Source organism: Janthinobacterium sp. B9-8 (assembly GCF_000969645.2).
In the GTDB taxonomy this organism is placed as follows: Bacteria; Pseudomonadota; Gammaproteobacteria; order Burkholderiales; family Chitinibacteraceae; genus Iodobacter.
This window is the reverse complement of the sequence record NZ_CP014222.1, coordinates 329,624-343,903: the sequence shown is the minus strand read 5'-3', so window position 1 is coordinate 343,903 and position 14,280 is coordinate 329,624. Positions and strand designations below refer to the sequence as shown.

At 49.2% G+C, this 14,280-nt stretch carries 11 protein-coding genes; 6 read left to right on the top strand and 5 right to left on the bottom strand.

Annotated elements, in window-relative coordinates; genetic code table 11:
• Positions 1 to 264: 264 nt before the first annotated feature.
• On the bottom strand, positions 265 to 1,611 hold the full coding sequence (gene hutW, locus VN23_RS01425; protein ID WP_052746489.1) for a heme anaerobic degradation radical SAM methyltransferase ChuW/HutW: 1,347 nt from the start codon (positions 1,609 to 1,611) through the stop codon (positions 265 to 267).
• Positions 1,612 to 2,158: 547 nt separating this feature from the next.
• Between hutW and VN23_RS01420 the strand changes: the two genes are divergently transcribed.
• The 5 genes from VN23_RS01420 (at position 2,159) to VN23_RS01395 (ending at position 8,733) form a co-directional block, all read left to right on the top strand.
• Positions 2,159 to 4,327 (top strand): TonB-dependent hemoglobin/transferrin/lactoferrin family receptor, encoded by a 2,169-nt coding sequence (locus VN23_RS01420; RefSeq protein ID WP_046351062.1) that lies wholly within the window; start codon positions 2,159 to 2,161, stop codon positions 4,325 to 4,327.
• Positions 4,328 to 4,809: 482 nt separating this feature from the next.
• On the top strand, positions 4,810 to 5,856 hold the full coding sequence (locus VN23_RS01410) for a hemin-degrading factor (RefSeq protein WP_046351060.1): 1,047 nt from the start codon (positions 4,810 to 4,812) through the stop codon (positions 5,854 to 5,856).
• A gap of 4 nt (positions 5,857 to 5,860) precedes the next feature.
• Entirely contained in the window at positions 5,861 to 6,670 is an 810-nt protein-coding gene (locus VN23_RS01405; protein ID WP_046351059.1) for a heme/hemin ABC transporter substrate-binding protein, read from the top strand.
• A 155-nt stretch (positions 6,671 to 6,825) separates the two neighbouring features.
• Positions 6,826 to 7,848 (top strand): FecCD family ABC transporter permease, encoded by a 1,023-nt coding sequence (locus VN23_RS01400; RefSeq protein WP_082752540.1) that lies wholly within the window; start codon positions 6,826 to 6,828, stop codon positions 7,846 to 7,848.
• A gap of 96 nt (positions 7,849 to 7,944) precedes the next feature.
• Positions 7,945 to 8,733 (top strand): heme ABC transporter ATP-binding protein, encoded by a 789-nt coding sequence (locus VN23_RS01395; protein WP_046351058.1) that lies wholly within the window; start codon positions 7,945 to 7,947, stop codon positions 8,731 to 8,733.
• Positions 8,734 to 9,016: 283 nt separating this feature from the next.
• Here VN23_RS01395 and VN23_RS01390 read toward each other — a convergent pair whose 3' ends face one another.
• The 3 genes from VN23_RS01390 to prs form a co-directional block, all read right to left on the bottom strand.
• Positions 9,017 to 9,970, bottom strand: a complete 954-nt coding sequence (locus VN23_RS01390) for an MBL fold metallo-hydrolase (RefSeq protein WP_046351057.1) — start codon at positions 9,968 to 9,970, stop codon at positions 9,017 to 9,019.
• 82 nt (positions 9,971 to 10,052) lie between these two features.
• Complete coding sequence (locus tag VN23_RS01385; RefSeq protein ID WP_046351056.1) at positions 10,053 to 11,522, bottom strand: nicotinate phosphoribosyltransferase; 1,470 nt, start codon at positions 11,520 to 11,522, stop codon at positions 10,053 to 10,055.
• The gene (gene prs / locus VN23_RS01380; protein WP_046351137.1) at positions 11,519 to 12,388 is read right to left on the bottom strand and encodes a ribose-phosphate diphosphokinase; all 870 of its coding nucleotides are present in this window, start codon (positions 12,386 to 12,388) and stop codon (positions 11,519 to 11,521) included. Before prs ends, VN23_RS01385 begins: the two co-directional genes overlap by 4 nt.
• A gap of 164 nt (positions 12,389 to 12,552) precedes the next feature.
• Between prs and VN23_RS01375 the strand changes: the two genes are divergently transcribed.
• The gene (locus tag VN23_RS01375) at positions 12,553 to 13,266 is read left to right on the top strand and encodes an NUDIX domain-containing protein (protein ID WP_156455094.1); all 714 of its coding nucleotides are present in this window, start codon (positions 12,553 to 12,555) and stop codon (positions 13,264 to 13,266) included.
• Positions 13,267 to 13,335: 69 nt separating this feature from the next.
• On the opposite strand, the gene VN23_RS01370 is transcribed toward VN23_RS01375, so the two are convergent.
• A complete protein-coding gene (locus VN23_RS01370) occupies positions 13,336 to 14,202 on the bottom strand; it encodes a YicC/YloC family endoribonuclease (protein ID WP_046351054.1) in 867 nt (288 codons plus the stop codon).
• Positions 14,203 to 14,280 lie beyond the last annotated feature (78 nt).

Below are 14,280 nucleotides of genomic sequence, written 5' to 3'. Positions count from 1 at the left end.
TGGGCCTTCCTTTCTTGCGTCGCCAAGAAACGAAGCCAAAGAAGGCGACCCCGGCGTCTGCGCCCCGCTACGCGGGGTTCCCTCTCTGCGGATAAACAAGTCGGCATCAATTCAACTCGCTTCGCTCAAACACGAATTGATGAAAGCCCCGCCCCGTTTATTCCTCGATCGGCTTGCCTCAGGGGACCATTAAGCCCTATGCCATGAGCCACGATATGCGACAGACTACTTAATTTGAAAATAGTTAAAACCGATTTAAACCGCTTATTTCAGACTCTGTTTTTCTCCGTGAAACTCCATCTTCTCAGTGCCGTCCGTGGTTCTGGATTTGGGCTTTACAACAGAGCAATCCACCAAAGCCCGCGCCATGCTTGGCCCCCAGAAGCGGGCCAGTGGAGCGATGCTCCACAGTGAATTTTGCAGCGGCGTAATCAAGCCCTGCTGTTGCCAGCTTTGCAGCAGGGGCAGGCAGGCGGTGGGTAAAAGTGATGCGTCGATCTGGCCGATTTCGATACCGCCTTGCAAAGCCGCAACCCAGTGCTGGCTTGGGTCTGCTCGGGAGACTCGGGCGATTGCGGGCGATGCTGCATTTAGATAGCGCTCTAAATCGGATTCAATTGAATAGGCATAGCCCGCATGGCTGCCGCCAGCACCCGAGCCAAAGGCCACACAACTATGGCCTGATTTAATGGCTAAGTTATAGCGGTTACGTTCTCGCCCTAGGCCAGAACCAAAATGACTGTTTGAGAGCTGTTGCCAGCCTGCTGCGGCAAAACGATCTAGCGCCATTTGGTAAAGTCCCAGCTGCGTGGGCAGGCCACTCATAGGCGGGAACACGCCTTTTTCCAGCATGCGTTGGATAGGCAGGCCGGGAAATAGATTAAAGGCATAAACATCGATACCATCCAAACCCAAGCCCAGCGCCACATCCAGATCATTGGCCCAGATGGCTTCATCCTGCCCCGGCAGACCAAACATCAGATCGGCCACCACCACGGCTTCTTGCCCTGCAGCCAGTTCAGCTAAATAAGCGGCAGCATCTTCGCCACTATGCTTACGCCCTAAGTGACGGCGCAGTGGGGTATGGAAAGTTTGCACGCCAATCGAGAAACGATTTGCCCCTGCCTCAAGACAAGCGTCAATTTTGCTGCGATCAAAATGGGATATCCGCCCTTCTACGGTGATTTCGCAATCATCGCTCAGCGGCAAATACTGCTGCAAAGCACGCAGCAAGCGCGCTAAATCTGGGCCGGATAAGGCGGTGGGTGTGCCACCACCTAAATACACTGCGGCAATGGAGCCACCGGCCACACGGCTGGCCGCCGCATGCTGCAAATCTGCGATCACGCGATCCACATAGGGCGTGCCGCGCTCTTCTTTCCATGCATTTTTATAAAAGCCACAGAATACGCAGCGATTAGCGCAAAAAGGGATATGCACATAGGCCAGAGAATTCACAAGCAAAGGTGCTTGATTCATCTCTTGCCATGCCGCAGGCCAAGCTTCGGCCTCCAAAGCCTGCTGCCCCCAAAAAGGCATTAAGGCACGGCGCTGAGAAAAGGCTGAAGCAATAGCCTGGGATTGATTAGCGTCTGACGAAATAGTCTGCAATGGGATTCTCTGTTTTATTAACGAGAATAATTATCATTAACAAAACATACTAAGGCCAGTACCATTCCATGTAAAGATGATCTAAATCAAATTTAAACACACAAATGCCATTCGTATATTTATTCGTGCCATTCATAACCCTAGCAAAACCACTTTCATTTTCTTAATATATTTATTGAAAAAATAGCATTTTATTCCATATAACTTTGTATTTTTAAAGTTCAAAGCAATTTTTTTAATTTAAATAAAACAAGCCATTGTCATTAATCAAAACAAATAAAATGCTTTAATTTTTACTAAACCTTTATTTACATTAAAAAAAATAATAATTAAGTGTCATTTAATTATAAGAATAACGACTTATTTTTTTACAAATATTGAAAGTATTTTCAAAACAGGGCAATAAAGGTAAAAATACATTGATAATGAGAATGACTATTGATACGATAAAAAGAAAACTGCCTCACAAGTTCTAACCGCCCTTGCAGCACCGCACCTCGCCGAATTGGCCGCAGCTAGCAAATCACGGCACTTATCAGGAATTAGTATGCAACGCAGCACTCACGCCATCGCACTCACTCTTTTAGCCACCATTTTGCAAAGTGCATTCGCAGCCAACCATAGCGCCACTTTGCAAAGTGCATTCGCGGCCAATGCCTCTGCCCCCGCCGCTCAGCTTGAGCCTGTGGTAGTGACTGCAACGCGTACCGATAAAAAACTCGACGAATTGCCACCTTCAGTCAGCAGCACCGATCGCTCCGAGCTTGATCGCGGCTTTATCAAGAATTACCGCGATTTAGCCAGCGAAGAGCCAGGCATTAATATCAGCCGCAATGGCCGCTACGGTTTATCCAGCGTGAATGTGCGTGGCCTCGAAGGCAACCGTGTACTAATGCTGGTGGATGGCATTCGTCTGCCTGATGCTTTTGCTTTCGGAGCGTATCAGAACAGTGGCCGCGATCAGGTTGATTTCAGCCAGCTCAGTGCAATTGAAGTAGCGCGCGGCCCTTCATCCACGCTTTACGGCTCGGATGCATTAGGCGGTGTAGTGGGCCTGCGTACCACATCCCCTACTGATTTACTCCGCGGACGCGGTAATTTTGCGGGCCAAGTTAAATCAGATTACGACAGCAGCGATCAGGGCCTGAGTGTACAAGCCGCCGTAGCCGGTGCATTTAATCAAGACACTTTCTGGCTGCTGCAGGCGGCTCAACGCCAAGGCCATGAATTCGAAACCAAGGGCACAGTCGATAGCCAGAATTACCACCGCACCACGGCTAATCCGCAAGACACAAATAAGCGCAGCGTGATGGCAAAAGTAGAGCACTACTTTGAAAACGGCCACAAGCTGGCCATGGCCGCAGAAAACTATCGCAACGAAGTCGATACCACGGTTTACACCGATATCGGGGCACCGATGACGCGATCGATTATCAGCAGCGAGGCTAATGATATTCAGACCCGCAGCCGCGTGTCGCTGGATTACAGCTACACAGCACCGGCGCAAGGCCTGATTGATGCGGCGCAGGCCAAGCTTTATTACCAGACCCAGAATAACGAGCAAACCTCTACTCAACAGCGGCGCAATATAGCCAGCTGGCAGCGCTTATCTATTTACGATCAGGATATGGTGGGCATTTCGGGCTTAATCGAAAAACGCATCGCAGGCCCGATCAGCCAGCATTGGACCATCGGCGGCGAGTGGCTGCAGAACGATTTAGCCGCCCTGCGTACCGGCACCATCACACCCGTGCGCGATGTGCCCAAGACCCAAACCACCCAGTGGGGTATTTACGCCCAGAATGAAATGGGCTGGGATGACGGGCGCATTTTACTGTCCCCATCGCTGCGCTATGACGCCTTTAAGCTGCGCCCTGAGCTCGACGCAGAATTTATCAGCCAGGGTGGTAAAGCGGTGCCGCTAGATGATGCCAAGGTATCGCCTAAGCTGGCCGCTAGCTGGAAAATTGCCGAACAAATCACCCTGTTTGGCCAATACAGCGAAGGCTTTCGCGCCCCAAGCGCGATGGAGCTAAACAGCAGCTATATCTCGCCGAACCAAGGCTACGCCGCCATTGCTAATCCTGATTTGCAGCCCGAAACCAGCCGTGGTGTAGAGCTGGGTGCACGCTTAGGCAACAGCACAGTGGGCGGAAGCTTTACGGCCTTTGATAATCGCTACAAAGATTTTATCGAGCAAGTCGATATCTGCCCTGGCGACCCACTGTGCGTACCAGGCACCGAGATCACCTTCCAAAACCAAAACCAGAGCCGTGTACGCATTTACGGCGCAGAAGCCCGTGCCCACTGGCAAATCAGTAAGGACTGGCGCACATGGAGCAATATGGCCTGGACAGTTGGCCGCAATGAAAGCACCCATGAATCGCTCGATAGCGTTGCGCCATTAAAAGCGGTGCTCGGCCTTGAATACAGCAAAGAGCAATGGGGCGGCAATGCGCTGCTCACCGCAGCCAGCGCCAAAAGCCGCGTATCTCAAGCTAATTACTTTAAAAGCCCCGGCTACGGCACCATTGATTTAGCACTCTGGTGGAGCCCGATCAAGGATCTAAAACTCTCCGGCGGTGTGTTTAATATTGCAGACCAAAAATACTGGAACGACAGCGATGTGCGTTTCCTAGCCGCCAATAACAGCGCACTAGACCGCTACACCCAACCGGGCCGCAATGTACGGATATCGGCGGATTGGCGGTTTTAAAAGCTAGCGTATGTTGCTCAGGAAAACCCAAACCTTGAAACACGGAAACCACGGAGAACACGGAGAACACGGAGTTTCACGGAGAAAAACAGGCTTTGAATTAAGTTGCTCCCAATAAGCTTTTGAGCATTTTCAACTCCTGTAATGATTAATTTATCGCTTCTCGTGGCATGGGGCTTTTTAAAGTCCCCTTGAAGCACGCCGAATCGAGGAACAAGCGGGCGGGGTTTCTTTGATGCCTGTCTGAGCGAAGCGAGTTCCGCAGCCGCCGCTCGATTGTCCGCAGAGAGGGGGTTTGTGCTGCCCGGGGCGGCCTTCTTTTGGTTCTTTTCTTGGCCGTTCAAGAAAAGAACGCCCCCGTGGTGGCTACCGCTCCAAAAATCAACGTGCCGAAGGCACTTAAAAAATCTTTTTGACTTTAGTTAGTGCACATAAGGCGCACTCCACCCAAAGCAATATCAACCAATCAATAAGGACACACCATGCACGCACAATCTACTCAAGAACGCACCGCCGTACTGAAAGCCAACTACGATGCGCTGGCCGCTGCCGAGCCTAAACTGCGCGCCCGTGATCGCGCGGCCCGCTTGCAAGTATCCGAAGCCGAGCTGGTTGCTGCGCAATGCGGCGTGACCGCCATTGCGCTCAATGGCACACCGCAGGAAATTTTTATCCAGCTACAAAATCTTGGCGAAGTGATGGTACTAAGCCGCAATGACTGGTGTGTGCACGAGCGCCATGGCCGCTATGAAGAAATCCATGCAACAGGCCCGGTTGGCATGGTGCTGGGTAAAGATATCGATCTGCGGATGTTTTTTAGCTACTGGAAACACGCTTTTGCCGTGAGTGAAAACGGCCGCCGTAGCGTGCAGTTTTTTGATGGCGCAGGGGAAGCCATCCATAAAGTTTACTTAACTGAAAAAAGCGACGCTGCCGCTTTTGACGCCTTTGTTAGCCTGCTTGCCGCCACTGAAATCCCGGCAATGCATATCGAAGCTTACCCGATCGACTCCACGCGTGGCGATTGCCAGGATAACGCCGCCTTGCGCGAACACTGGCTTAGCCTGACCGACACCCACGGCTTTTTCCCGATGCTGGGCAAACATAAAGTAACCCGCTTGGCCGCATTAAAAGCAGCGGGTGATGATCTGGCACAGCGCGTGGCGATTGATGCCACCGAAATCATGCTGCATCGCGCTGCAGCAGAAAAACTGCCGATCATGTGCTTTGTCAGCAATCGTGGCATGGTGCAGATCCACTCTGGCACCGTTGAAAAACTATTACGCACCGGCCCTTGGTTCAATATTCTTGATCCGATGTTTAATCTGCACCTCAACACCACCGCCATTAGCGAGTGCTGGGTAGTCAACAAACCGACCAGCGACGGCTGGGTTACATCGCTAGAGGTTTACACCGATGGCGGCGAGCTGATTGTGCAATTCTTTGGCGTGAGAAAACCGGGCGTGCCTGAGTTGCCAGAATGGCGCAAGCTGATGTGCGATCTTTGCAGCACCCCACTGGCAGGCTAATTCCATGAAAAAATGGCTTATTGCGTCTGTTTTACTGACGCTACTTAACCCAGCCCTGGCCGCTGCCCCTAAGAAAATCGTCACGCTTGGCGGAGCGCTCACTGAAATCGTTTACGCGCTAGACGCCGAAGCGCGTTTAGTGGCGGTCGATCAATCGAGCGTCTACCCGCCTGCTGCCAATAAATTGCCCAAAGTGGGTTACTACCGCTCGTTTTCGGTAGAAGGCGTGTTATCGCAAAAGCCTGATTTGATCCTAGCATCTGATCAGGCTGGCCCGCCAGAAGCCTTGGCAAGGCTACAACGCACCGGTGTACCTGTGATTGTGCTGCCTAGCGCACCTAATTTGGCGGCGCTAGAAAAACGTATCGCGGGGATTGCCAGCGCTTTGCAGGAAGAGGAAAAAGGCAAGAGCATCATCACCAAGCTTAAACGTGATGTGGTTCAAGTCCCAGCCAGCAATACACGCGCCCTGCTGTTGATTAGTCGTAGCGGCAGCCCTGAAGGCGCAGGTAATGAAACCTCGGCCGATGCCATCTTGAAATTAGCGGGCTTAAACAATGTGTTAGCCAAGCAACACGGCTACAAGCCGCTATCCATGGAAAGCATCGCCGCGCTACAGCCGGATGTGATTGTGCTCTCCAGCATGTCGATGCAAAACCTTGGCGGTATGGAAAAAGTACTTGCCATGCCGGGGCTTGCACAAACACCTGCAGCCAAAAACAAAAAAATTGTGGTGATGGACGACTTACTTCTGCTCGGCTTTGGCCCCCGTCTGCCAGAAGCTTTGCAACAGCTGAAACAAGTATCGAAGTAGGGCCGGTGAAATCCGCCGAACTTTGCCATGCAAAGCCACGAAAACAGCGGGTTGCACCCACCCTACAGCTGCAACATGTTTCGGCCAAGTAGCAATCATAAGCGGATGCAAACCCTGCATCCGCTGCTCTTACTCCCCTTGTATCAGGATTTGTCATGACCGCAATAAGCCAGCCCAGCACAACCTTGCCACAGTTTTCTAACTGGCTGCTGTGGGCCTTAGGCGGCTTGCTTATTTTGCTGATGATGCTTTCAGCCAGCAGTGGCGCAGTTGCCATTCCACTTAGCGAGTTACCTCGATTAATCTTCAGCCCCAGATTTGAAATCGGCACGGAGCAGCAGCTCTGGCAAAGTGTTTTGCTGGATATGCGTTTGCCACGTGTCTTATTTGGCGCACTAGCAGGTGCGGTGTTAGCCCTCACCGGCGCAGCCATGCAGGCTTTATTTAGAAACCCACTGGCCGAACCCGGTCTTTTGGGCATTACCTCGGGCGCATCTTTAGGTGCTGTTGCTGCGATTTTATTAGGCGGGGGCAGCTTAATGGTGCTGGCTCCGGCCGCTTTTACGGGCAGCCTGATTGCCACAGCACTGGCTTATCACTTAGGTAAACATTATCAGGGCATTGCCGGGCTGCTACTGGCGGGGATTGCGATCAATGCCATCTGCTTCAGCCTGATTGGGCTAATGACCTATATGGCTGACGATAATCAACTACGCAGCCTTACATTCTGGAGTATGGGCAGCCTAGCAGGTGGCACATGGTCTTTGCTTAGCGTGCTAAGCCCTGCCCTACTGGTGATTTCGGCCCTGATTCTGCGCCACTGGCGCGCCATGAATGCGCTGCTTTTGGGTGAGCGCGAAGCGCAGCATTTAGGCTTTCCCATGAAGGCCATCCGCCGCAAATTAGTATTGCTCACCGCGCTATTAATTGGCCCGCTGGTGGCGGCAACCGGAGGAATTGGCTTTGTGGGGCTGGTTGTACCGCATTTGATCAGAATGGTACTGGGTGCAGATCACCGACGTTTATTACCTGCCTCGATGCTGGCAGGTGCAATTGCACTCGTCGCCGCCGACTGCGTTGCCCGCCTTGTTGCCCAGCCTGCCGAGCTGCCTATCGGCATTGTCACCAGCCTGATCGGTGGGCCTTTCTTTATTTGGCTATTGATTTCACGAAAATAAACCGAGTGCCTAATTAGGAGCGGCTTCAGCTGCGAAAACCCTTATTCGCAGCTAAAGCCCCCCTAATGCACTGAATACCCTTGTATGGAAAAATAAATGCCCAGCTTATTAAATGCTCAAAATCTTTACTTTAAACGCGCCAAGCAGCTGATTTTGAATGATGTTTCATTGGAGCTGCGTGCCGGTGAAGTAACGGCCATTTTGGGTGCCAATGGCGCAGGCAAATCCACACTGCTCTCGCTGCTGTCTGGCGAGATCAAAGCCGATCAGGGTGAAATCTGCCTCAAAGGGGAAAATATTGCTGAAATGCCAGCGGCGAAGCTCGCCCGCCAGCGTGCCGTGCTGCCACAAAACCCAACTCTGGCTTTCGATCTGGGGGTCGAAGAAGTGATCGCCATGGGCGCTTACCCCTTTGCCGAGCTCTCGCCCCACACGGTGTACAGCTTAAGTTTAAAGGTTTTACAGCTCGCCGATATCAGCCATCTGGCCAAGCGCCGCTACACCCAGCTATCGGGCGGCGAGCAACAGCGCGTGCAATTTGCCCGCGTGCTGCTGCAAATTCTTGCTAACCCAAGCCAGCCGCGTTATTTACTACTGGATGAGCCCACCGCCAGCTTGGACCCTCGCCATCAGCACGATTTACTCGCCGTGGTCAGTCGCTTGGCCCAGACCGAAAATATCGCTGTTGCCGTTGTGCTGCACGATGTAAACCTCGCCGCCCGCTGGTGCAGCCATTTACTGCTGCTCAAAAACGGCAGCACCGTCGCCTACGGCACACCCCAAGAAGTTCTCACCCCGGCCCTCTTAAGCACCGCTTACGGCATAGCATCCACCGTCATCCCGCATCCTAAGCAAAAGGAGCGGTGTTTAGTGTTGTTTGAATAATTGATATTAGTTAGCAAAAACCTACTCTTGAAACACAGAGGGCACAGAGCTTTAGAGTCAATCCTATCAACTTAAGCTTTTGTCTTAAGATGAATTGGCATTTCTTAGGGTGTACAACAACGTAGTCATTACGCACCGAGTGCGGTGCGCAAAAAAACGACTTGCACACCCTAAGCCAAACCAAGCTTTGCCCTGTTTTTTACCTTTAGTCGATAGGATTGGCTTGAACTTTCAATAAAAAAGCCGAATTGCTTCGGCTTTTTTAAAATGAGCATCCCCCCAACTACTTTCCATACATCGGCGAATAATTCACTGGTAGCCACTCATAGCCCTTGCCCGCTGCCCGCAAATGCCCCAGCCCCGGAAAAGAAATATGTGAAGAGCCAATCATATAGCCTTCTTTAGCTGCTTCGGCATAGGCCTTTTTACGCTCTTTAGCCGCAGCCTTACTATCGCTATCAAATTGAATCGTGATACTGGGCTTGGCAAATTGTACGGCGGCAACATGCATTAAATCCCCCCACAGCACCAACGTTTGTCCCTTGCTTTGCACTTTATAAATACTATGGCCCGCTGTATGGCCATTAGTGGCTACAGCTTTAACTCCGGAAATTAAATCGGTATCGCCATTAAACGTTTTCAGCTTACCTGCCTTGATATAGGGATTCACCGAAGCCATTGCGCCCTGGAAATACATTTTGCTATCAGCTGGCGCAGCATCCATATTGGCCTGACTTAACCAAAAATCCACATCACGCTGATCCACCCGTAATACGGCATTCGGAAAAGCCAATTGATCCCCCGCCATTAGCCCGCCCATATGATCGCCATGCAAATGGGTGATATAGACCTCATCAATTTGTTCTGGCGAATAACCCGCAGCTTTTAAGCTCTCGCCAAAATGCCCCAGTGTTGGGCCAAATAAACCTGCCGCGCCCGTATCCACCAAAACCAATTTCTCGCCGGTATTAATTAAATAGGCGTTCACCGAGGTTTCTAATGGGCTAGATAAATAAGACTTTGCTAAAGTCTTTTCAACTTTAGCCTTACTGGTATTTTTTAAAAGATCACTCATAGGCAGCGACACCGTGCCATCTGATAAGGCCGTTATTTCAAAATCACCCAGCATCATTCGATAAAACCCCGGTGCCGAGGTTTTTACCATAGGCGCTGCCGCCCCTGCTTGAAACGTAGTCAAAACCATTGCACCTAACAGCAAACGTTGAAACGAATTCATTGCATTCTCCTGAAGTGATTGGTAAATATAACAGCGCTTAAAAAAAAGGGTGAGACTGGCTCACCCGCTTACATCAACTCAATTAACAATCTGCAGCTAATCTAGCTCTTACCTCGGCAAGACTCACTTCATTCAGAATTTTTCCATTTTCAAATACAGGAATAAATTCGCAATTGTAAACATCGCTCCAGCTAGCCTGATCTTTTAAATAAAACTCACCCTGTTGGTTTTTATATACAGCCACTAAACCTTTAGCAGAGTTTTTTGTACCATCACCAGTTTTAGGTGCTTTGAATATTTCTTTGTCGGTCCCGGAAATTTTTGCAAAAGTTGCTTTTACTGCAAAACCATCGGTATCTCTAGTGACATATTGATAGGTATAGCTGCCAATACCAAATACCACATTGGTTGAAGCAAAGCCTTTGGCTTTTAAGCCTGCACAAATAGCCTCGGCAATTTCAATAGTAATTGAATCACCATAAATTAATCCTACGTGCGGATCAAGCTGCTTATAGCCCTTGCTACTTTCTGTGCCACCAAATACTTCCCACAGACATTCAATTGCACCTTTATATTCCGGGCTACCAAGAGGCGCAGTGGCATCGCCGCAAATCATTTTTACTGGTGATCCAGTATCAGGCCTAAATACCACCTTACCATTTCTAGCCAATATTTTATCTTTTAGCTGCACAGTAAAATCGGTCATCACCTGCCAGAAATCCCAGGAATCAGACACAATACTCACAATCCCAGCTGGATAGATATCTTCGATTAAACGGCGGAATGTTTCTAATTCATTTTCCATTCCACCCGCGCACATCACCGAATGCTCGGTGGCTGCTACGCTACCGCCAACCAATTCCTTGTCGCTATCGGCCAGATAATAATCTTCCAGAAAATCAATCGCCGGAATGGTATCGGTGCCGGTAAAGCTTAATAAATGCGCAGCACCACTCATGGCTGCTGCTTCTGCACCAAACATACCTCTAAAACTAAAATCATGCCCTTGCCAGTTTACAAAATCAGTACTGCCGTCTGTTTCCAAAGCATATCGGGTCAGAATTTTTTTATATTCATGTGCCGTCGTTGCACTGGTGCACATGCCCCAGATATTGGTCGAAAGAATCGTTTCGAGATAATTAGTCAGCCAGAAAAAACGCTCATCGGTATTAAAAATAACAAGGCATGGCACACGCAGTGGGTAAACCGATCCTTCAGGCAATGCCATGATTTTAATCGGCAAATAGCCCAGATCGTGCAAATCAGCAATATGCTGAGTGCCCACATTATTGGGGCCTAGATAATTATTAATACGCCGCTCAAAACGGCTGATTACCGCTGCTTTGGGTTGTTGAAAAAAGTCAGCATTCCAGCCTTTAATCAGAAAATCTTTAATAAAATACTGCAGGCCAAAAAAAACCATTTTATCGGTGTATGTTCTGCGCGTGGTTCTGGCAGTTAAATTACTAAATACAATTTCAGTTTGATCAGGATATTGTCTGCGATGGTCTACTTTATAACCATCAATGGCAGTCACTGGATTCAAGTTCATTTTGATACTCCTTGATTTGACATAAAAGGCATAAAGGACCAGATGTCTTTTATTTTTAAAAAATCAGAGCTTGCTATATCTTTCAGGCTATTGGTGCTAAAGATAGCCTCGATTCCACTGGCGCGTAAATCGGCTTCTTTAGCCACGCCCTCATAATGCGAAACAATTAAAACAATCTTTCCGCAATTTTTAGCTTTTAACTTTTTAGCCAGCTCCATAAAAGTGCGGCCACCGGCGCAGATATCATCAATGATGACGCAGGTTTTTCCACCTAAATCATCGCAATAGACTTCAGTATCAATAATCTGGCCATTACTCACATCACGTACTTTATCGGCCCTAATTACTTCTAATCCGCCCAGCTGTACAGATAAATCAAATATTTTTTTATTTGACCCTGCATCGGGAGAAATAAGAATAATTTCTTTACCAATCTCGACCATCACCTCTTTAATCAGTTGATGATTTTTAACAACGTGGACTTTATTTAATAAAGCCGCTGTAACATCGCTATGCGGATCAAAAATGGTCACCCGATTAAAATTTTGCAGATTAATTAAATCAGCATAAATTTTTACAGAAAGTGCCTCTCCCTGGTTGCACACCCTATCTTGCCGCGCACCGGGGAAATAAGGGATGTACAGATCAATTAATTCAGCGCCCTGCCGCTTTAAGGCATCATTCAATAAAAGCAGTTGAATGATGGATTGGTCCCCCGTATAGCGAAACATGATTTCTACATGGCGGGCTGTTTGAGTCAGAATTTGAAAATGACTTTCACCGGCACCAAATTGAAAATGCTTATATTCTTCCCCTTGGCTTTCTAAACGGGGTAAATAAAAGCGGCTAGAACATTCATCCATCATGATCACCCAATATTGAGTTACGACAAGCATTTACTTAAGAGCTGAAGCGTTATCGCCATAATAGTGTCCCTGTGACACTATGTCAATCATTAGCATGCAGATTATGCTAAAAACAAATCAGGCATATGCCTTATAATGTCTTAGAGACACAAGCCGAGCCAAGCATGAGTACAGAATATACAAACCCCTTATTTACCGTCGACAGTGTTTTATTTACCGTGGAAAACGAGCAACTACTGGTGCTGCTCGTTAAGCGCGCACAAGCGCCTTTTATAGGCTACTGGGGCTTGCCGGGGGGATTTATCGACACCATACAAGATCAAAATACCGATGCAACAGCACGCAGAAAGTTACAAGCCAAAACGGGCTTAAATCCGGGATATTTGGAACAGCTACAAGTGATATCAGGCCCTGCACGCGATCCGCGTGGCTTTAGCGTCACACTCGCCTACTTTGCCTTGGTGGCCTATCAAGCCGTCAGCCCCCAGATCACCAGTGTAGAATCTGCAAGCTGGGTTAATTACAAAGAGCTACCCAGCCTAGAGCTCGCTTTCGATCACCTGCACATTATTGAAGCCGCAAGGCTACGCTTGCAGCAAAAAACACTCTACTCAATGACGCCAGTATTTTGTCTGCCCACGCAATTTACCATTGCCCAATTAAAATCAGTCATTGAAACCATTATCGAAAAACCGGTACAACGTAAAAGCTTAATGCGCCGGGTAGAAGCCTCCAATATCTTTGATATCAGCGAAGAAAAAACCCCATCAGGTGGCCGCATGGCACAGCTTTACAGACTCAAGCCAGGGGCTGACTACGTGAATTTTGAGCGAAATTTAAGTTGTAGCACAGTGAGAGACGTGGATATAAACACTTGATTAATAAAAAGCTAAGCCCAGCAATTGCTGGGCTTAGCTTTTACGAGCGCGTAAAGCAAGGCTAAAACACTACTCAATATTCTGAATTTGCTCTCGCATCTGCTCAATCAATACTTTTAGCTCGATCGAAGCACGGCTGGTTTCGGCGCTAACTGATTTCGAGCCTAGGGTATTCGCTTCGCGGTTAAGCTCTTGCATGAGGAAATCGAGGCGTTTGCCGACGGAGCCGCCTTTATCTAGGATGCGGCGAATTTCGCTAAAGTGGGCGTTTAGGCGTGAGAGCTCTTCGTCGATATCAATTTTTTGCGCAAAGATCACAATTTCCTGGCGAACGCGGTCGTCGTCCATGGTGCCCAGTGCATCTAAAAAGCGCGCTTTCATTCTGGCTTCATAAGATGCGGCTAGTTGCGGGATCAGTGGGGTGACTTGATCCACAATCGCTTGCATGCCTGCGATGCGCTCTAATAAATGTGCTTTGAGCTTATCGCCTTCACGGCCACGGCTGGCGCTAAAATCGGTTAGCGCCTCGCCCAACACTTCCAGGCAAGCAGCGCCGAGTGATTCTGGTGCGGCCACTTGGGCAGAAAGCACCCCCGGCCAGCGCAATAACTCGCCCAACTGAAGCTCGGCAGCCAGAGGGGCAATTTTCTTAGCCACTGCGGCAGCGGCTAATAGTTGTTGCAATAACTCGGTATTCAGTTGTAAGGCCGACTCACCACCAGCACGCGCATTCCAGTTTACCCGGCACTCTACTTTGCCACGGGCTAATTTGGCAGCCACCCGTTCACGAATCGCTCCTTCAAAAGGACGCAGCTCTTCGGGCGTTCTCAGTGTAAGATCTAGAAAACGGTGATTCACCGAACGGAGCTCGATACTCAGCGTGCCACCTGGCAATTCGCGCTGAACAGAGGCAAAACCAGTCATGCTTAAAATCATTAGAGCTCCTTTAAAGGGATTTGCTTTACATTCCCTCAGGCTGAAATCAGAATTAACAGATACACAAGTATAACGAAA